Source organism: Hymenobacter sp., from assembly GCF_036387835.1.
GTDB lineage: Bacteria > Bacteroidota > Bacteroidia > Cytophagales > Hymenobacteraceae > Hymenobacter.
The window spans coordinates 1-19093 of the sequence record NZ_DASVSY010000052.1 but is presented as its reverse complement, the minus strand read 5'-3'; the positions used below and the strand labels follow the sequence as shown (position 1 = coordinate 19093).

At 57.0% G+C, this 19093-nt stretch carries 20 protein-coding genes and 1 pseudogene; 11 read left to right on the top strand and 10 right to left on the bottom strand.

What is annotated here, in order from left to right:
• The first annotated feature begins 63 nt into the window (after window positions 1–63).
• From aspS to VF639_RS10470, 3 genes are all read left to right on the top strand, one after another.
• Entirely contained in the window at window positions 64–1827 is a 1764-nt protein-coding gene (gene aspS, locus VF639_RS10480; protein WP_331145851.1) for an aspartate--tRNA ligase, read from the top strand.
• A 245-nt stretch (window positions 1828–2072) separates the two neighbouring features.
• Entirely contained in the window at window positions 2073–2384 is a 312-nt protein-coding gene (locus tag VF639_RS10475) for a hypothetical protein (protein WP_331145850.1), read from the top strand.
• Window positions 2363–2635: a hypothetical protein gene (locus tag VF639_RS10470; RefSeq protein ID WP_331145849.1), complete on the top strand. Its 273-nt coding sequence runs from the start codon at window positions 2363–2365 to the stop codon at window positions 2633–2635. Before VF639_RS10475 ends, VF639_RS10470 begins: the two co-directional genes overlap by 22 nt.
• Window positions 2636–2768: 133 nt before the next feature.
• On the opposite strand, the gene VF639_RS10465 is transcribed toward VF639_RS10470, so the two are convergent.
• Both VF639_RS10465 and VF639_RS10460 read right to left on the bottom strand, forming a co-directional pair.
• Window positions 2769–3488 carry a M1 aminopeptidase family protein gene (locus tag VF639_RS10465; RefSeq protein WP_331145848.1) on the bottom strand — a complete coding sequence of 240 codons (720 nt, stop codon included), beginning with the start codon at window positions 3486–3488 and terminating at the stop codon, window positions 2769–2771.
• Window positions 3452–3688, bottom strand: a complete 237-nt coding sequence (locus tag VF639_RS10460; RefSeq protein ID WP_331145847.1) for a hypothetical protein — start codon at window positions 3686–3688, stop codon at window positions 3452–3454. The genes VF639_RS10465 and VF639_RS10460 overlap by 37 nt, the downstream gene beginning before the upstream one ends.
• 98 nt (window positions 3689–3786) lie before the next feature.
• Between VF639_RS10460 and VF639_RS10455 the strand changes: the two genes are divergently transcribed.
• Window positions 3787–3978, top strand: a complete 192-nt coding sequence (locus VF639_RS10455) for a hypothetical protein (protein WP_331145846.1) — start codon at window positions 3787–3789, stop codon at window positions 3976–3978.
• A gap of 82 nt (window positions 3979–4060) precedes the next feature.
• Here the strand turns inward: VF639_RS10455 and VF639_RS10450 are convergent, their stop codons facing one another.
• Window positions 4061–4309 (bottom strand): hypothetical protein, encoded by a 249-nt coding sequence (locus VF639_RS10450; RefSeq protein WP_331145845.1) that lies wholly within the window; start codon window positions 4307–4309, stop codon window positions 4061–4063.
• Window positions 4310–4376: 67 nt separating this feature from the next.
• Between VF639_RS10450 and VF639_RS10445 the strand changes: the two genes are divergently transcribed.
• From VF639_RS10445 to VF639_RS10425, 5 genes are all read left to right on the top strand, one after another.
• Window positions 4377–4979: a sensor histidine kinase gene (locus VF639_RS10445; protein WP_331145844.1), complete on the top strand. Its 603-nt coding sequence runs from the start codon at window positions 4377–4379 to the stop codon at window positions 4977–4979.
• A gap of 15 nt (window positions 4980–4994) precedes the next feature.
• Window positions 4995–5774 (top strand): LytR/AlgR family response regulator transcription factor, encoded by a 780-nt coding sequence (locus tag VF639_RS10440; protein WP_331145843.1) that lies wholly within the window; start codon window positions 4995–4997, stop codon window positions 5772–5774.
• A 339-nt stretch (window positions 5775–6113) separates the two neighbouring features.
• Window positions 6114–9191, top strand: a complete 3078-nt coding sequence (locus tag VF639_RS10435) for a sensor histidine kinase (RefSeq protein WP_331145842.1) — start codon at window positions 6114–6116, stop codon at window positions 9189–9191.
• A 170-nt stretch (window positions 9192–9361) separates the two neighbouring features.
• Entirely contained in the window at window positions 9362–10012 is a 651-nt protein-coding gene (locus tag VF639_RS10430) for a response regulator transcription factor (protein WP_331145841.1), read from the top strand.
• Between the two features lie 233 nt (window positions 10013–10245).
• The gene (locus VF639_RS10425) at window positions 10246–11037 is read left to right on the top strand and encodes a 3'-5' exonuclease (protein WP_331145840.1); all 792 of its coding nucleotides are present in this window, start codon (window positions 10246–10248) and stop codon (window positions 11035–11037) included.
• Window positions 11038–11315: 278 nt separating this feature from the next.
• Here the strand turns inward: VF639_RS10425 and VF639_RS10420 are convergent, their stop codons facing one another.
• The 5 genes from VF639_RS10420 to nuoK all read right to left on the bottom strand — a co-directional run bounded on the left by VF639_RS10420 (window position 11316) and on the right by nuoK (window position 17026).
• Window positions 11316–12728, bottom strand: coding sequence for an NADH-quinone oxidoreductase subunit N (locus VF639_RS10420; protein ID WP_331145839.1), 1413 nt, complete (start codon window positions 12726–12728; stop codon window positions 11316–11318).
• 119 nt (window positions 12729–12847) lie between these two features.
• Window positions 12848–14317, bottom strand: a complete 1470-nt coding sequence (locus tag VF639_RS10415) for a complex I subunit 4 family protein (protein ID WP_331145838.1) — start codon at window positions 14315–14317, stop codon at window positions 12848–12850.
• Window positions 14317–14520 (bottom strand): superinfection immunity protein, encoded by a 204-nt coding sequence (locus tag VF639_RS25360; protein ID WP_414654706.1) that lies wholly within the window; start codon window positions 14518–14520, stop codon window positions 14317–14319. The genes VF639_RS10415 and VF639_RS25360 overlap by 1 nt, the downstream gene beginning before the upstream one ends.
• 125 nt (window positions 14521–14645) lie before the next feature.
• Window positions 14646–16586 (bottom strand): NADH-quinone oxidoreductase subunit L, encoded by a 1941-nt coding sequence (nuoL, locus tag VF639_RS10410; protein WP_331145837.1) that lies wholly within the window; start codon window positions 16584–16586, stop codon window positions 14646–14648.
• Between the two features lie 107 nt (window positions 16587–16693).
• Window positions 16694–17026 carry an NADH-quinone oxidoreductase subunit NuoK gene (gene nuoK, locus VF639_RS10405; protein ID WP_331145885.1) on the bottom strand — a complete coding sequence of 111 codons (333 nt, stop codon included), beginning with the start codon at window positions 17024–17026 and terminating at the stop codon, window positions 16694–16696.
• Window positions 17027–17326: 300 nt separating this feature from the next.
• On the opposite strand from nuoK, the gene VF639_RS10400 reads away from it, so the two are divergent.
• Both VF639_RS10400 and VF639_RS10395 read left to right on the top strand, forming a co-directional pair.
• Window positions 17327–17929, top strand: a complete 603-nt coding sequence (locus tag VF639_RS10400) for an RNA polymerase sigma factor (protein WP_331145836.1) — start codon at window positions 17327–17329, stop codon at window positions 17927–17929.
• Window positions 17930–18078: 149 nt separating this feature from the next.
• On the top strand, window positions 18079–18459 hold the full coding sequence (locus VF639_RS10395; protein ID WP_331145835.1) for a hypothetical protein: 381 nt from the start codon (window positions 18079–18081) through the stop codon (window positions 18457–18459).
• A gap of 50 nt (window positions 18460–18509) precedes the next feature.
• Here VF639_RS10395 and VF639_RS10390 read toward each other — a convergent pair whose 3' ends face one another.
• The gene (locus VF639_RS10390; protein WP_331145834.1) at window positions 18510–18902 is read right to left on the bottom strand and encodes a hypothetical protein; all 393 of its coding nucleotides are present in this window, start codon (window positions 18900–18902) and stop codon (window positions 18510–18512) included.
• Between the two features lie 59 nt (window positions 18903–18961).
• A pseudogene (locus VF639_RS25485) lies at window positions 18962–19093 on the bottom strand (IS701 family transposase); the annotation flags it as partial.

Genomic DNA, 19093 nt, shown 5'->3' with positions numbered 1-19093 from the left:
GCTCGGCTACCCGCAAACGGCTAGATACTCCCTACTAAGTACTCCATACTCACTACTGTAAAGATGCTCCGGACTCACACTTGCGGCGAATTGCGCCTCGAACACGTTGGTTTAACCGTTACCCTCTGCGGTTGGGTGCAGCGCACCCGCGACAAAGGCGGCATTCTGTGGGTTGATTTGCGTGACCGGTATGGCCTCACGCAGCTAGCGCTGGAAGAAGGCGTGGAAACCACCGAAGTGCGCGAGCAGGCCCGCCAACTCGGCCGCGAGTTTGTGTTGCAAGTAACCGGCCGCGTGTCGGAGCGCCACTCCAAAAACGACAAGATTCCTACCGGAGGCATCGAAATCCGGGTCGAGAAGCTGGACGTGCTCAACCCGGCCAAGCTGCCGCCCTTCCTCATCGAAGACGAAACCGACGGCGGCGACGACCTGCGGCTGAAGTACCGCTACCTCGACCTGCGTCGCAACACCGTGCGCCAGAACCTGATGCTGCGCCACCGCGTGGCCCAGGCCACCCGCCGCTACCTCGACGGCCAGGATTTCATTGAAGTGGAAACGCCGGTGCTCATCAAAAGCACGCCGGAAGGTGCCCGCGACTTTGTGGTGCCCTCCCGCATGAACCCCGGCGAGTTCTACGCCCTGCCCCAGTCGCCCCAGACCTTCAAGCAGCTGCTCATGGTATCGGGCTTCGATAGGTATTTCCAAATCGTGAAATGCTTCCGCGATGAAGACCTGCGCGCCGACCGCCAGCCCGAGTTCACCCAAATCGACTGCGAAATGTCGTTTGTGGAGCAGGAAGACATTCTTAACACCTTCGAGGGTCTGGTGCAATACCTGTTTCGCGAGGTGAAAGGCGTCGAAATCGGGACGCTGCCCCGCATGACTTATGCCGATGCCATGCGCCTCTATGGCAACGACAAGCCGGATACACGCTTCGGAATGCCGTTCGTGGAGTTGAACGAGCTGGTAAAAGGCCACAGTTTCCCGGTATTCGAGGCGGCCGGTTTGGTGATTGGTATCTGCGCTACCGGCGCGGCGACTTACACCCGCAAGCAGCTCGACGAGCTAACTGACTACGTGAAGCGCCCTCAGATTGGTGCTACTGGCCTGGTATACGCCCGCGTGGAAGCTGACGGTCAGGTTAAGTCGTCGGTAGATAAGTTTTACGCCCAGGAAGAGTTGCAGAAGTGGAAAGTTGCCTTCAACGCCCAGCCCGGCGACTTGCTGCTGGTGCTGGCCGGTGAGCCCAACAAAACCCGCAAAGCCCTATCGGAGCTGCGTCTGGAAATGGGTAGCCGCCTCGGTTTGCGCGACAAAGACACCTTCTCGGCGCTGTGGGTGGTGGACTTCCCGCTGCTCGAATTCAACGAGGAAGAAGGTCGCTACTTCGCCATGCACCACCCCTTCACCTCGCCCAAGCCCGAAGACGTGCCCCTGCTCGACTCGCCTGATACCATCGGCGAGGTGCGGGCCAACGCCTACGACATGGTAGTCAACGGGGTAGAAGTGGGCGGCGGCTCTATCCGTATCCATGACCGGGGCGTGCAGGCCCGCATGTTCAGCCTCCTCGGTTTCAGTGATGAAGAAGCGAAAGCGCAGTTCGGCTTCCTGCTCGACGCCTTCGAGTACGGCGCCCCGCCCCACGGCGGCATTGCCTTCGGCTTCGACCGGCTCTGCAGCCTCTTCGGCGGCGCCGACTCCATCCGCGACTTCATCGCCTTCCCGAAAAACAACTCCGGCCGCGACGTCATGATAGATTCGCCCTCCCCCATTTCCGAAGTGCAGCTCAAGGAACTGAGCATTAAGACAGCAGTAGTAGGAAAGTAGAACTCCTGCTACGATAAACCCCAAACAAAAGCAGCGCCTGATGCATCAGGCGCTGCTTTTGTTTGGGGTTTATGTCTTACACAATTTCAACTCGGGAGCACAACAAGTAAAAGATGTAACGCGAAGTTATACTTCGCGACGCGTTGAACGATACTACTGCTAGCACGGACAGGACCGTTCAACGCGTCGCGAAGTATAACTTCGCGTTACATTTAGGGATGAACCTGCAGGATTAGCAACGCAATTTGCCGCATTTGCTGCCACCAGGGGAGACGGTGTTTATTACTTTCCGGCTGGCGGGTTCTCTACCGGAAAAAGTATTGGAGGAATTGCGAATCGAATACGGGGCGGTTGCTGGTGAAAGTTGGGAAGCTTCTTATGCGCGGCAGAAGCGCTATTTCGGTAAGTTCGATAAGTTGCTGGAGAGGTTGGACTGCGGGCCAACATGGCTGCAAGAGCCGGCTATAGCGGCGTTGGTGGTTTGGCACTGCAGTATTTTGAGAGGCAGGCATACGAACTGGTTTGCTATTGCATTATGCCCAATCATGTACACGTAGTGGCCACGTTATTTGAAGATGGACTGCCTATGATGCGCGCATTACAGTCTATCAAAGCACACACTGCCCGCGAGGCTAATCGACTATTAGGCCGCACCGGTCAGTTCGGGCACCGGGAAAGCTATGACCACGTAGTGCGCAACGCGGAAGAGATGCGTAACATTATAGCCTACACTCTGGAAAATCCCGTGCGGGCTGGCATGGTAGATAACTGGCTACAATGGCCGTATTCCTGGTGGCATGAAATGTAACGCGAAATTGCACTTCGCGAGGTGTACGCACCGATGTAATATGATTGCTTGTGGCGCGGCTGCCTCGCGAAGTGCAATTTCACGTTACATTCTTCCTGAGGCGAGAGTGCTCAGTAAACCAACGAAGCTCAGGCTACAGCTTCACGTCCTTGCGGTTGTCTTCCAGGTCACGGTCTACCAGCTCGTGGTAGGGGTCGACGGCGACGTTGGCGGGCTTTTGGGCCACGATGAAGCGCAACTTGTTGGAGCCGGGGTGCAGGCGTTGCTTCACTAGCAGCAAGGGCGCGGGCGGGCGCTTGTCTTTGCCGGTTTCCGGGAATACGGCCACGGGCAGCGTTTCGCGGATAGGAGCAGGGCGCTGCGTGCCGAGGCTGTCGGAGTAGAACTTGCTGCTCGTGACGGTCATGTCCACCTGGTAGCGACCGTCGGGCAGCTTTTTGGCGGTGGCGTCGGTTACGCGGTTGTCGTAGAGCGTAATCCGGTCGAACAGGTCGGTGAGCAGGGGCTGGAGCGAATCGGGGGCGGCGCGGCGGATGTAGCCGACGAACTCCGGCGAGTTGGTGTAGGGCGGGTTCTGGAAGGCCACGGCTTGCACGTACTGCTTGAGGGCACCGTTCAGCTGTTTTTCACCGAGGTAATCCTGTAAGGCATACATCGTTACGGAGCCTTTGCCGTAGTGGATGTACTGCTGATTTTCAACTAACGCCAGTGGTACCTCCTTTTTTTGCTCTACACTACGGCCGCTCAAGTAGCGGTTCATATTGATTTTCATCCACCGCTCCATGGCATTGGCTCCGTAGCGCTGGCGCATCACCATCAGGGCTGAAGCAGCACAATCACCACGAACGGCCACAAGTAGCTGCCCGCCGGCAGAAACCGGTCGGCTTCCACCCAGGGCATCACGCTGGCCAGCGCCGCGCCCACCCCAATACCGGTGAACACCAGCACGGCAATGGCATGCGAGCCCAGAAATCGGCCGCCCAGATAGCCCCATTTGCTGATGGGCTTGGTGTAGAACAGCGGGTGCGCCTGGTACTCAACGTCGCGGTACACCGGATTGCCCCCATTAGCGAGGAGGCGATGATGATGCTGAACACGCTCAAAATGCTGATAATCACACTAAGCGAGTAAGGAGTATTGACCTTCACGGCTTGCCCATCGCCGCCCAGCGCGATAGTTACGCCCGAACCGAAGCCACCGCCTGCCGCCGTTACCAGCAACCCGGCCATCAGGGCCAGCAGCCCGAAGTAAATCCAGGTGGCTGGCCGCCGCAGCCGGTATTTTATTTCGAAAAGGAATATGGGAGGAACATTTCAATTAAGAATTATGAATTAATTAAGTAGGAATTGGGCGGGTGCTTGGGTAGGTGCCAGGTGCTAGCTGCGGCGTGAAATGCCGCCTGCGCCGGGCAGCTGAAACCTGCTGCTAGGCCAGCGGAACCCCAGGCCTGATTTTCAATTCATAATTTTTAATTGCTGAAAAGTAGACGTCTTCCAAATCCGGCGTTACGCTTTCGGAACTATTGTCGGGGGCGGCATCGGCCAGCACGTGCACCACAGTTTTGCCCGCGAACAAGCGCGAGCTGATGACGTTGTGGGTGGCCTGCAACGCGGGTAGCTGCGTTTTCTCGACCAGCTTGCGCCATACTTTACCTTGCAGCGCGTCTATTACCATGAGCGGGTAGCACGACCGTCGCTGCCAGGAAGACGACCGCCACCGCGAGGAGCTGGAAAAGCAGCACTTGGCCGCCGAACTGTCGTTGCTGAAGGCCAAGATCAACCCGCACTTCCTCTTCAACACGCTCAACAATATCTACTCGCTCACCAGTCAGGAGTCGCCGGAGGCGCCGGCTGCGGTGGCCGTCTTGCAGCTGGCCGAACTGATGCGCTATTTACTGTATGAATCGGCCGCCGATACGGTACCGCTTTCCAAGGAGGTTTCGCACCTGCAAAGCTTTCTGAGCTTACAGCGTCTCCGCCTGCCCGGCGCCAGTGCCGAAAGCCTGCGCTTCAACATTGCCACCGACATTCCCCCGCACTACCCCATAGCGCCTATGCTGCTGTTGCCGCTGGTCGAAAATGCCTTCAAGCACGGCGACCTGACGGCCCGGCCCTACGTGGTGGATATGCGCCTGGCTTTGCACCAAGACCGGCTGGAGTTTAACATGCGCAACGGCATCCGCCGCGCAATACTGCCCGAAGCCAAAAGCCCCGGTGGCGTCGGCCTGGTTAACCTGCGCCGCCGCTTGCAGCTGCTCTACCCCGAGCGCCACGAGCTGCGTGTCGACGAGTCGGCTACTCACTACCACGTTACTCTCATGCTGCTGGCGCCCACGCCCGCCTAGCTTTTGCTCTGCCTCATGGACCCTTCTCTGGCTTCCTCCCGCCCCCTTACCTGCGTCATCATCGACGATGAGCCGCTGGCCACGGCGGTGTTGCAGCGCTACTGCGCTCAGCTGCCGTTTCTTCAACTGGTCAAAACCTTACACGATGCTGTTTCAGCCTTGACTTTCCTGCAAGCCACGCCGGTTGATCTGCTGTTTCTCGACATCGAAATGCCCGGCCTGACGGGTATGCAGCTAGCCCAAATCCTGCCGGCCAACCGTGGCCCCCGCATCATTCTCACCACTGCCTACGACCAATACGCCGTGCAAGGCTACGAGCTCGGCGTGGCCGATTACCTGCTCAAGCCCACTGCTTTCCAGCGCTTTATACAGGCTGTTACCCGCGTGCACCAAAGCTTTGCCGCCGCCCCGCCCGCTCTTAGCCTCACTCCGGTGCCCGCCCCGGCCGAGCCCCCCGCCCCCACTACCTCCTCCGCTGCCATGTTCGTCAAAAACGAGCACCGCTTGCAGCGCGTCGCCTTCGACGATCTGCTCTACATCAAAGGCATGAAAGAGTACTTGCTGCTCTACACCGCCGATGGCGGCAAAATCCTGACGCTGCAGTCTTTCCGACGAGTAGAAGAGGTACTGCCGCCGCAGCGCTTCGCCCGCATTCACAAGTCCTACATCGTTTCCCTAAACCGCATCGAGCACCTAGAGCGCACCAAAGTGCAAGTGGCAGGCCGCCTGTTGCCCGTAGGCGACGCGTACCGCGAACCGTTTATGGCACTGATTCGGGCTTACAATCAGCTCTAGCTTTAGGGAAGTGTCGTTAAAGCATCGTAATCGTAGCGCGGAAGCCATAGGAAATCCGTTCCGCGACGAGCAGCGCGAGTATCCGGTACTGCACCGAGCGGCTCCTACGCGTAGGAACTCGCTGCGCTCGTCGCGGAACGGATTTCCTGTGGCTTCCGCGCTACGATGCCTAAGTTACCACCTATGCCGCGCCTGCTTCATTGAAGGAATTTGCCTAGAGATGGCGGGCTTGTACCTTAACTATAGAATCCAGGTTAATTGATTTTCAGATCGTTGTTTCAATAGATAGCATTTCTTCGATGTAATTCGGTACATTCAGCCATCAGGTCCGTACCGACCATGAAAAGAACTGCTGACATCTGGCTCCTCCTGATCGGGCTGTTGGAACTGCTAGGCCACGATGGGATAGCGCAGCCAACTGCGCCGCTTTTCCGGACGCTCACCGCTACTGATGGGCTTGCCGAGAATAGCGTGTACGCCATTGTGCAGGATCGCCGCGGCTTTCTGTGGGTCGGTACCCAAGACGGCTTGAGCCGCTACGACGGCGTCGGGTTCCGCACCTTCCGCAACGACGCCCAACAATCGACCAGCCTTGGCAGCAACTTTGTGCTGGCGCTTTGCCAGGACCGGGCTGGTAACCTGTGGGCGGGCACCGGCGGCGGCCTCTCTTGCTACAACCCCTGCACCAACCAGTTCCGCACTTACCGCGCCGCCCCCGGCGATTCTAGTGGCCTGAGCGACAACTTTGTTCGTACCGTGTTGTGCGACCGGCAGGGGCAGGTATGGGCCGGCACCGAAAGTGGCTTGCACCGCTTCGAGCCCGCCACGCAGCGCTTCACGGTCTTCCGTCATCAGCCCTTGCGTGGGGTTAGCATTCGCTACAATGCCGTGCGGGCCCTGGCTCAAGACCAGGCCGGCACGATATGGGTGGGTACGGGCGAAGGGCGCGTTAGCCGCTTCGATGCCAGCCTTAGCCGACTAGTACCCGATGCCCGCCTGCAGCCCGCTGGGCCCATTACCACGCTGTACGCCGACCGGCGCGGGGGCCTGTGGGTGGGCACCGAAGCGCAGGGACTATGCTACCTGCCCGCTGCGGGCGGCGCTGTTCGCTGGTATATGCCGGGCAGCCAACCTGGTAGCCTGCCCGTGGGCCGCATCAAAGCGATACTGGAAGACCGGAACGGAACTGTGTGGGTGGGAACCACCGAGGGCCTGTGCCGCTACGATGCTGCAACGGGTACCTTCCACCCGCTTCAGCACCAACCACGCAACTCTCGCAGCCTCCCCGAAAACACCGTGCAAGCACTTGGGCAAGATCAGTCGGGGCTGCTGTGGGTGGGCACCGAGGCGGGCCTGAGCTGCGCCAGTCTGCGGCCTACCACCTTTCGTACCCTCGATACCAATACTCCCGGGCCGGTGTGGGCCATCACCTCCGACGCCGCGAGCCGGGTATGGGTCGGCACCGAAGAGCACGGGCTAATTTGCTACGACCCGGCCACCGGCAAGCGCCAGCAGTTCCGCCACAATTCCGCCAACGCTGGTAGTTTAGCACAGGACTACATTCGAGCCCTCTGCTTCGATAAACAAGGTCGGCTGTGGATCGGCACCCAGGACCAGGGCCTCGATTGTCTGGAGCCAGGCAGCTCCCGTTTCGTGCACTACCGCCACAACAGCGCGCAGCCCAACAGCCTAGCCGACGACCTTGTTCTGTCGGTCTCTGAAGATTCGCAGGGTAAGATGTGGATAGGATTGAACGGCGGGGGGCTTAGCCGCTACGATCCGGCCACCAAACGCTTCACCACGTTTCGCCACAACCCCGCCGATCCGCGCAGCCTTCCCAACAACTACGTCCGCACCGTATATGAAGACCGGCAAGGACGGCTGTGGATTGCCACCGGTGGGGGTGGCCTCTCCCGCTTCGATGCGCGTACGGGCCTATTCACCACCTTCCGCGCCGATGGGCGCAACCCGCGTAGCCTGAGCAGCAATTCGGTCCGTTCTATTTTGCAGGACCGCCAAGGTACGCTGTGGGTTGGCACCGAAGGCGGCGGTTTTTCCCGGATAGATGACCCCGACGCCGGCCGCTTTACCACGTTTCGGGAAGACGATGGCTTGCCCAACGACGTGGTATACGGCATACTCGAAGACAACCAAAGCTGCCTGTGGCTTGCCACCAACAAAGGTCTGGCCCGTTTCTCGCTGCACACCCAAAAGTTTCATACGTTCGACGCCCGCGACGGCTTACTGCAGGACGAGTTCAATGCCGCGGCCTGCCACCGCACCCTGGCGGGCGTTTTCTACTTTGGCGGGGTCAATGGAGTTGTTGCCTTCTGCCCCGAGACAGTACGTACCAATCCGGTGCCGCCGCCCGTGGTGCTCACGGCGTTCCGCAAGTTCAACAAGCCCGTTGAGCTACCCGACACCGTTATTACCGAGCGGCACGTGCTCCGTCTCTCGCCCGAAGACAATGTTTTCTCGCTGGAATTTGCGGCGCTCAACTTTCAGCTACCCGAAAAAAACCGCTATCTGTATCAACTCAAAGGCTTCGATGAGCAGTGGGTGCCAGCCGGCGACCGTCGGGAAGCCACCTATACCAACCTCGACCCGGGCACCTATACCTTCCGGGTCATAGCAACCAACAACGACGGCGTATTGAACCCAAACGGCACGGCGCTGACTATTATCGTAGATCCGCCCTGGAACCGCACGTGGTGGTTTCAGGTGGGTATAAGTTGGGTGCTATTTGGGCTGCTGTTCCTGGCCTACCGGGTGCGGGTGGGGCAGTTGCTGGCGTTAGAGCGTATCCGCCACGGCATTGCCCGCGACTTGCACGACGACATGGGCTCCACGCTCAGCAGTATTTCCATCCTCAGCCAGATTGCCCGCAACCACCAGCGCCAGCAGCGCCCCGAGCTGGCTGGCGCCATCCTCGAGCAAATCGGCGACTCCTCGCGCCGTATGCTCGACGCCATGGACGACATTGTGTGGGCCATCAATCCCGACCACGATTCCCTCGACGATGTAACGGCCCGGATGCGCCGCTTTGCCTCCGAAGTGCTGGAAGCCCGCGGCATCGAATTCACTTTCCGCGCCGATCCGTCGGTGCAGGGCTTGAAGCTCGGGATGCAGGCGCGCCGCGAGTTCTTTTTGTTGTTTAAAGAAGCTGTAAACAATCTGGCCAAATATGCTGACTGCCAGCACGCCAGCATTCTACTGGCCTATCATCACGGGCAACTGCACCTTACAGTGGAAGACGACGGCGTTGGGTTCGACCCTGCCAGCCCGGCCCAAGGCGGTGGCAACGGCTTGGCCAACATGCACACCCGAGCTGCTAGCCTCTCCGGCCAGCTCACCATCGACACCGCTCCCGGCCAAGGCACCAAGCTGCACCTGAGCATGCCGCTTGGGAGTGGATGAGTGAAGAGGTGAATAAGTGAACGAGTGAAGTAGCCTACGGCGCGGATGGCACAGCTCCTTGCTGACGTAGGCTACTTCACTTCACGAAGTTCCTCACATCATTATGTGGTCTAAACAGCTAGCAACAGCCCGTATATTCGCTGTATTATATACCCTGTTTTACCCGGCGAATGGAAACGGCTACTCGCGTACTGATTTACGAAGATAACGTTGACCTGCGGACTAGCTTAAGCCAGTTGTTGTCGGGCTCAGTAGGCATGGAACTGGCGGGCGCGTTAGGCAACTGCACCCAAGCCGAAGCCGATATGAAGCGCCTGCGACCCGACGTAGTGCTCATGGATATTGACATGCCAGGCTGCACGGGCATTGAGGGCTTGCGCCGCATCAAGGCCATAGCTCCCAACATAAATGTGGTCATGCTAACGGTATTCGAGGAAAACGACCGAGTGTTCGATGCTATTTGTGCTGGGGCTGATGGCTACCTGTTGAAAAAAACTTCCCCAAGTCGCCTGCTCGATGCTATTGGGGAAGTGCGGGCCGGTGGGGCTCCTATGACGCCCGCTATTGCCCGGCAAGTGCTGCGTCTGTTCCCGAAAGTGCCGCCCCGCCGGCCTAGCGAGGATTCGCACGCCAACCTGAGCGCCCGGGAGCAGGAAATTCTGGGCTTGCTGGTAGAAGGCTACAGCTACAAAATGATTGCCGCCGACCGTAACATCAGCATCGATACCGTTCGCTCGCACATCAAGAAAATCTACGAAAAGCTGCACGTGCGTTCCATGACCGAAGCCGTGAGCAAAGCCCTGCGCGAAGGTTTGACATAAAGGGGTGGCTGGTTTCCAATTACTGTTTGAACTGACAAGCTATAGGGGCCTGCGAAGCAGATAGTTTTTAGCCCGCAGAAGGCGCGGAGACTTGCGCAGAGGACGCAGAAGCAGACGGCTACGTGTGTAAGCTGGTTGAGCTTGTTAGTTCATATATATAGCAGAAACTGGTACCTTAAAGGCAGTTGCCGTTCCTACCAGAGCAACAACCAGCAACCAGAAACTGCCAACCTATGCGCCTGCTCCGCAACCTCCCGCTCGACCAGATTTTTGTACTCGACATCGAAACTGTGCCCTGCGTCGGTTGCCACGATGATTTGGAGGAAATGCTACAGCATCTGTGGGAGCATAAGTGCCACTCGTTGCGCCGCGAGAAAGGCTGGATTTCGCACGCTTCGCACATCGACCCCTTGCCCGACCACCTTCATGCCGCCGCGCTGTTCGAGCAGGCCGGCATCTACGCCGAGTTCGGCAAAGTGGTCTGCATCTCGCTCGGCTGCTTCTACTACGACAAGCAGGAGCAGCTACGCTTCTACGTAAAGTCCTTCGCCAGCCACGACGAAGCCCAACTGCTGCGCGACTTCTCGGCCATTCTCGAAAAAAAGCCGCAGCACCTACTTTGCGGCCACAACAGCAAGGAGTTCGACATTCCGTACATCTCGCGCCGCCTGCTCATCAATGGCCTGACCCTACCGCCGCAACTCGACACAGCCGGTAAAAAGCCATGGGAGGTCAACCACCTCGATACCCTCGAACTCTGGAAGTTCGGCGACCGGAAATCCTTCACGTCCCTGTCGTTGCTGGCCGCTATGTTCGGCATTCCCACCCCCAAAGACGACATCACCGGCGCCGACGTAGCCCGCGTTTATTACGAAGACCAGGACCTGCCGCGCATCATCCACTACTGCCAGAAAGACGTCATCACCACCGCCCGCTTGCTGCTGAAGTTTCGCGGCGAAGAGCCGTTTGGGGATGCTGCGGTGCAGTACGCTGATGAGGCCAGCGTGCTGATGCGGCGGGTGTAGGGCCTCACCCCCCGGCCCCCTCTCCCGCGGAGAGGGGGAGCCAGACGAGAGTAGCGCCGCCCGTTCGGCTTACGCCTCACCAACGGCTACCGTCATTGGTGTAGTGGCTAGTTTTCAAACAACAAAGGCCCGCAACTTCTCAACTGCGGGCCTTTGGATAAGTACTTTTTTGATAAAAGTATTCGGTGGTAGCCGTTCGTGAGGCGTGAGCCGAGCGGGCGGCGCTACTCTCGTCTGGCTCCCCCTCTCCGCGGGAGAGGGGGCCGGGGGGTGAGGCCCTACAGGATTCCACTCAAAATTCCTGGCAGTACACCGAGCACCACCGTCAGCAGCGCCAGCAGCAGCAGCGCGCCCGACTGAAACGTGCTAATTACTATCGGTTCAGTGGCCGTATCGGAATCAGCATCACGCATGTACATGGCAATGATGGGGCGGAGGTAGTAGTAGATGCTGATCATCGACATCACCACGGCAAATACAATGAGGCCAATGTGCCCGTTTTCTACCGCCGCCGAGAAGACAAAGAACTTCCCGAAGAAACCACCTGTGAGCGGGATGCCCGCCAGGGAAAGCATAGCTACTGTTAGCACGAAGGCCAGCAGCGGATTGGTTTTGGCGAGGCCGTTGAAGCCGTCGTAGTCTTCGCGCTTGCGTTGGTCGGCTACCAGCTTCACCACGCCGAAAGCGGCAACCGTAGCCACTGAGTAGGCCAGCGAATAGAAGAAGATACCGTTAGCGGAAGCACCTTCCAACTGCCCGTTGAACGCCACCAGACCGATAAGCAAATAGCCTGCGTGCGACACGCTCGAGTAAGCCAGCATCCGCTTGACACTAGTTTGCGCCACGGCGCCCACGTTACCGATGGCAAGGGTGAGCACGCACATGGCGGTAAGCGTGGGTAGCCACAGGCCTTGAGCCGAGGCGGCAGGGAAAGCCTGCACCAGTAGTTTCAGGAAAGCGGCAAAACCAGCCGTCTTCACTACGGTGCTCATAAAGGCCGCGAAGAACGTAGGTGTGCCCTCATACACGTCGGGCGTCCAGAAGTGGAACGGCGCCGCCGACACTTTGAAGCCGATACCAATCAGCATCAGCAGCATCCCGATGTAAAGCATCGGCGTGAGCGAAGCATTGATGGGGTTCTGCACCGCGAAACTGATGTTTTTTAACTCGAACGTGCCGGTAGCACCGTACACCAGCGCCATGCCGAAGAGGAGGATGCCCGTGGCAAACGCGCCCATCAGGAAGTACTTCAGCGCGGCCTCGTTGGAGCGCAGGTTGGTTTTCTCGGCTCCGGCCACCACGTACATGGCTACACTCAGAATCTCAATGCCCAAGAACAGCATCAGTAGGTGGTTGTAGGCGACCATCATGATGGCCCCAACCAGCGAGAAGATCAGCAGCGAGTAGTATTCGGCCAGATTGGCTTGACCATCACGCACGTATTTCTCGGAGAAGGGAATCAGCAGCAGCGCCGTCAACACCACAATGCCCGTGAAGGCCACCGAGAAGTTGTCGACCACCAGCATGTCGTTGAAAAACGACTGCGGGCCGCCGTTCCAGTCGATGAAGTTCACGGTTAGTACCGTGCCCAACATGAGCATGGCGGCCGGCAGCAAAATCCGGTTGGAGCGCAGGAACCCTAGAAAGAGGTTGCCGAGGCCGAAAACAGAGAGAAGAACGATTGAAATCATGTGTCGTTAGATGTAGCGCGAAGCTCCAGCTTCGCGTATCGTTGAACGATGTCGTTGAACGATAATCGTTAAGACGGCGCGGCCAATGCGCGAAGCTGGAGCGTCGCGCTACAAGCAGTTTACCGCTTCACCACCTCACTTAGAATATTCATCACGCTGCCTTCCGACAGGTGCAGGAACGTGTTCGGGAACAAGCCAATCCAGAAGACCAGCACGATGAGCGGCACCAGCACCATCAGTTCGGCGCCAGTCAAGTCGGTAATAGTTTCGGAGAAAGACGAGTCGGGGCCGAGCATTACGCGCTGGAACATGCGCAGCAAGTACACCGCGGCCAGGATGATGGTGATACCCGCTACGGCGCCCATCCAGGCATTGTACTGGTACACGCCGCCGAGCAGCAGGAACTCGCCCACAAATCCGTTGGTGAGCGGCAAGGCCACCGTCCCGAGCAGCAGCACCAGGAAGCACACCGTCAGGATGGGGGTGTTGCGGGTGAGGCCGCCGAGGTCAGGAATCAGGCGGGTATTGGTGCGGCGCTCGATGCAGTCGGCAATGAAGAACATGCCTACCACGTTCACACCGTGCGCCAACATCTGGATGCTAGCGCCTTGCAAGCCAATTTGGGTAAGCGAAAACACGCCAGCAATCATCAGGCCCACGTGGGAGAGGGAGGAGTAGGCAATAAGCCGCTTCACATCCTGCTGCCGAATGGCGATAATAGCGCCGTAGATGATGCCGATGATAGATAGAATCAGCACCAGGTTCTGCCACTGACTTACGCCCAACGGCACGACAGGAAGCAGCCACCGCATGCAGCCATAAATACCCATCTTCAGCATGATACCCGAAAGCAGCATGGTAGCCGGCGCCGGCGACTCGGTGTAGGTATCGGGCTGCCAGGTGTGAAACGGGAAAATGGGCATTTTCACGGCAAAGGCCGCAAAAATCAGCCAGAACAGCCACGACTGCTCCTGGGCGCTAAGGCTCAGGTTGTAGAACGAGGCCAGGTCGGAGTTGTGCGCCGCGAGGCCATTGGCGGCCGGGCCGGTCTGGAAGTAGAGATACACGAAGCCGGCCAGCATAAACAGCGAACCGACGATGGTATACAGGAAGAACTTGAACGTAACCTTGGCCCGGTTCACGCCGCCCCACACACCAGCCAGGAAGTAAATTGGAATCAGCGCCACTTCCCAAAAGAAGTAGAACAGAAACGCATCCTGCGCCGTGAACACGCCCACCAAGCCCGTTTCCATGAACAGCACCAGCGCATAAAATGCCGAGGCATTCTCGAAGCTGCGACGGTACGAGGCCAGCAGAATCAGCGGCACCAGGAACGTGGTAAGCAGCACCAGCAGCAAGCTGAGCCCGTCCATCCCCACGTGGAAGTTAATACCCGCCGAGGCTATCCAGGGCAGGTTCAACGAGAATTGTCCGGAGTTGCCGCCGTTGAACGTAACGGCCGCGAAAATTGCCAGCACAAATTCAATCAGCGCCGCGCCAAACGCTGCCACCCGGGCAGCACTGCCTTTGAAGAAGTGCAGGAGCAGGGCGGCCGCCACGGGCCAGAGTAGAAGAAGGACTGTAAGCATTATTTGATTAGCAGGTTGTTCTTAGGTTGCTCAAAAGACGGAGCTACAGAAGCGGAAATAATAGGTGTCTTTCTCAAGGATAAATACAGCGCATAAAGCCACCCGATGATTGTCCAGCTTAGGAATAGATTTAATATGAAAATGACAAAGACATTGTTCTTCTTTCTTCCAAGGATAGTAGGCAGAAAGTTTACAAGAATCATGACAGAGTAAAGGGCAATAATAATTATCGTTTCTCCAGCGGTAACATTTTCTACCCTGGTATAAGGACCAGTATAAGGTGTGAATAGAAGGGCCGCGTGACTCATACTATTCAAGTGTCAGATTCTTAAAACTTCACGAAGTTCAGAGCCAGCACTACCACAATGCCGATTACCATCAGAATAAGGTAGGTTTCTACGGAGCCGGTTTGCACGAAGCGCAACAACTGCCCGCCGCCCATGGTAATGCGGCCGAAGCCGTTTACTACCGGGTCGATGATGCCTTGCTCCACGTAGCGGTACAAGCCTTTCGAGAGCCACATGGTTGGGCGCACGAACAGGGCGTTGTATAGCTCATCGACGTAGTATTTGTGGTAGACCACGTTTTCCGGAGTTGAGCGTTGGGCGGAATCTTCGGCCGGCCGGACGCCGCGGCTCACGTATTGCACGTACGCCAGGATGATGCCTAGCACGCCGGCACCTACCGAGAGGCCGATGAGCATGTATTCCGTGGCGTGGTCGACTTCGGCGTTGAAGGCGGCCGGGTTGAGGCGTTGCGAGTAGGTGAAGAGCGGCGCGAGGTAGTCGGCGAGGTAGCCGCGGCCTAATACCAGCGGCGCGTTTAGGAAACCGCCCACCGCTGCCAGGATGGCGAGGATGATAAGCGGCAGCGTCATAGAAGCCGGCGACTCGTGCAGGTGGTGCTTCTGTTCCTCAGTGCCCCGGAACTCGCCGAAGAAGGTCAGGAACAGCAGACGGAACATGTAGAAAGCCGTCAGGAAGGCCGTGAACAAGCCGATGGCGTACAGCACCTTGCTGTGCTCGTAGACATGCAGCAGGATTTCATCTTTCGAGAAGAAGCCCGAGAAAGGCGGAATGCCGGCAATGGCGAGGCAACCAATCAGGAAGGTGATGAACGTAATGGGCAGCGCCTTGCGCAGGCCACCCATGCGGCGCATGTCCTGCTCGTTGCTCATGGCGTGTATCACGGAGCCCGCCCCCAAGAACATCAAAGCCTTGAAGAAAGCGTGGGTCAGCACGTGGAATAGGCTGGTACTGTAGCCCATAACGCCCAAGGCCAAGAACATGTAGCCCAACTGCGAAACGGTGGAGTAAGCCAGTACCTTCTTGATGTCGTTTTGCGCCAGACCGATGGTGGCCGCAAACAGTGCCGTAGCCGCCCCAATAATGGCTATAACCTCCAGCGTTTGGGGTGCCAGCGTGAACAGCACATTGGCGCGCAGAATCATATAGATACCCGCCGTTACCATGGTAGCCGCGTGAATCAGGGCCGAAACCGGGGTGGGGCCGGCCATAGCATCAGGCAGCCAGGTGTAGAGCGGCAACTGCGCCGACTTACCCATAGCACCCACGAACAGCAGCAGCGTGATGGCCGTTACCACCGTCGTGCCGATTTGCATGGCCGAGGCCTTCTGGAACACTTCGGCGTATTGCACGGAATCGAAGGTGAGATAAATCAGGAAGATGCCGAGCAGGAAGCCAAGGTCACCAACGCGGTTGATGATGAAGGCTTTCTTGGCGGCGTTGTTGTAGCTGGTGTTCTTGTTCCAGAAACCGATGAGCAGGTAGGAGCAGAGCCCCACGCCTTCCCAACCAATAAACAGAATCACGAAGTTGGCACCGAGCACTAGTACCAGCATGCTGAATACGAACAGGTTCAGGAAGCTGAAAAACTTGCCTACGTTCTCGTCGTGGTGCATGTAGCCGATGCTGTACACGTGAATCAGGAACCCGACGCCCGTCACGAGCAGCAGCATAATCAGGCTGAGCTGGTCGATTTGGTAGGAGAACGGAATCTGCATCGAGCCCACCGAAATCCAGTCGAACAGCGTGACGGTGTACTGGTACTGGAAGTTCAGAAACAGAAACACCGAAATCAGGAACGAGCCGAGTACCGTAGCGCTGCCCAACACGCCGGCCACGGTACCGGACAGGCGCTTGTTCAGCAGCCCATTAATGAGAAAGCCCAGGAAAGGCAGCAGCGGAATCAGTACGTATAAAAACGTAGAGTATGGGGCGCTGGCGGCAGGTAGAACGGTTTCTTGCATCTAGTTAATGGCTAAATGGCTTAATGGTTGGATTGTTAAGGGATTGGCTGTTCTCGTAAGTCGTTGAACAACTAGCCATTTAACAATTCAACCATTAAGCCATCAACTTAGAACTTCAGTCGATTTAACAGATTGACGTCGGTGTTTTGCAGGTTGCGATAAATCATGACGATGATGGCCAAACCTACGGCCACCTCGGCGGCGGCAACGGCCATAATGAAGAACACGAAAACCTGCCCATTCGGGTCGGAACGGTAAGCTGCGAAGGCAGTCAGCAACACGTTTACGGCGTTGAGCATCAGCTCTACGCACATAAATATGATAATGGCATTACGCCGGGTGAGCACCCCAAGTACGCCGATGGCGAACAGCGCCGTGGCGAAGAAGACGTAGTATTGAAGAGGAACCGTTTGAATAACCTGCGGTATGTTGTGGTCCATGCGGGGCGGTTGACGGCGAAACGAAGCGGCGCGCCGAAGCGCAGCCGTAGTGAATTGGCTGGCAAAGGTATCCTGAAAATCGGAAAACGCCACCCTTAAATCAGGGGGCAAGCTCTGGCAACTGAGGGATAAGCACGCTTTTAATCTGTATTTAAGGGGTAAAGTGGTTCTAGTGTCAAAGTAGTTGCCAAAAGACCTGCTCTCTGCCGAGGCGGAGATGATGTAGGACATCTGTCGCGTATTTCAAAAAGTGCCGTGACAATCAAGTATTTTCCAGCTTCGTTCGTCTGTGTTAGCAGAATGGAAACGCTACCCCTCACCATGACGCTACCGATGACGGCCGGCCATCAGGACCAGCAGATACAGGAAGCTGTGCGCGCACAGCGCGGCCGGCTGCTGCAGTTCATCCGTCGCCGCATCCCCGACCCCGCCGAGGCGGAAGACGTTTTGCAAGACGTCTTTGCCGAACTCGTAGAAAGCTACCGCGTGCTCAAGCCGGTAGAGCAAGCCGCGGCCTGGCTGTTCCGCGTGGCCCGCAACAAAATCACGGACCTCTACCGCCGCAAGAAAACCACTTCCCTCGAAGACGAGCTGACGCGCAACTTCTCTGCCGACGAGGAAAACTCCCTGCTGCTAGCCGACATTCTGCCCGCCCCCGACGATGCCCCGGAAAACCGTTTGCTTCGCGAGACGCTGATGGAAGCTCTGTCGGACGCACTGGCCGAACTGCCCGCTGCCCAGCGGCAAGTCTTCATCTGGCATGAGCTGGAAGAAAAAACCTTCCGCGAAATGGAGGAGGAAACGGGCGTACCCCTCAAAACCCTAATTTCCCGTAAGCACTACGCGGTTCAACACCTGCGCAAGCGCTTACAAAAGCTTTACACAGAACTGTTCACTGATTAACGAACATACAAGTTCTTCCTGTTGAAAAGCGCGTGTGAAGTATCTAGTTGGTATGGGTAGAATCACATGCCACTGCGACGTCAACTTGCGAGATACTTCGGCTCCGTTGCACTCTGCTCAGGATGACAGTCTTTTAAAATAATTTCCCCATGAATCGCTCTTCTTGGCTGCTTCGCGGCCTCAAATTCGCTCTCTTAGCTGTCTTATTCGTGGCCGCTATTGGCTTCATTACGATGAGCCTTTGGAACTGGCTCGTCCCGGACCTTTTCCGAGGCCCCGAGATTAGTTTCCCTCAAACCCTAGGCTTGCTGCTGCTGTCCCGCATCCTATTCGGCGGTTTCCACAAAGGCGCCCGTGCCGAGGCCTGGAGCCGCCGCCGCAAAATGATGCGCGAAAAGATGGAATCCCGCATGGCCAGTCTCTCCCCCGAAGAACAAGAGAAGTTCCGCCAGAAAATGCGTGCCACCTGCAGCGGCCCCGCCTGGATGCGCCGCGCTGCGCCTGATGAGGCGCAGAAAGTCTCACTGTAACACAGAAACAAATCGGCTCCTGATGCATCAGGAGCCGATTTGTTTCTGTGTTATTTATACTTTATCTGATGTACCATTACTGTAGTCCCTAAGTTATTGCCAGCTAGAATCATGTAGTATACAGTTTTGATTTTATCAGGCTTGCCTTCTAAATCAATAGTATTCCCTTGAGGCGCAATCCGATATCTATTGTTCCAAGTGATATAATCAGTTTTATTCTCTTCCATGTCATCCTCTTTAGCAATTGAAGTAACCTTTCGAAAATTGTTCAGTTTTCCCGCTGAAATAATAGCTCCAGAGTTCAATCGCCAGCCTGGTATTTGATCCATTGTTAAGTTTTTGCGGTCAATTCTCAATGTTACTTCAAGGGTGTCTTCTCTAGTTATATGCGGAAGAACAAACGTACCAGAGCTGTCTTTGAGAACAAGACGCTTATTGTTCAAATAGATGAAGACATTGTTGGCTTTAATCGCTGAACGCCTTTTTCTATTATTAACTGATGTTACGCACTAAGTAGACGGAGTTGCTGATACATGGCTTTGAGGCCGATGGTGTAGAGTTGGGCTTTGAGGCGAAAATGGCCGATGCCGCACTTGACCTTGAGCACTTCGAGCTTGGTGTAGGCCAGTACGGC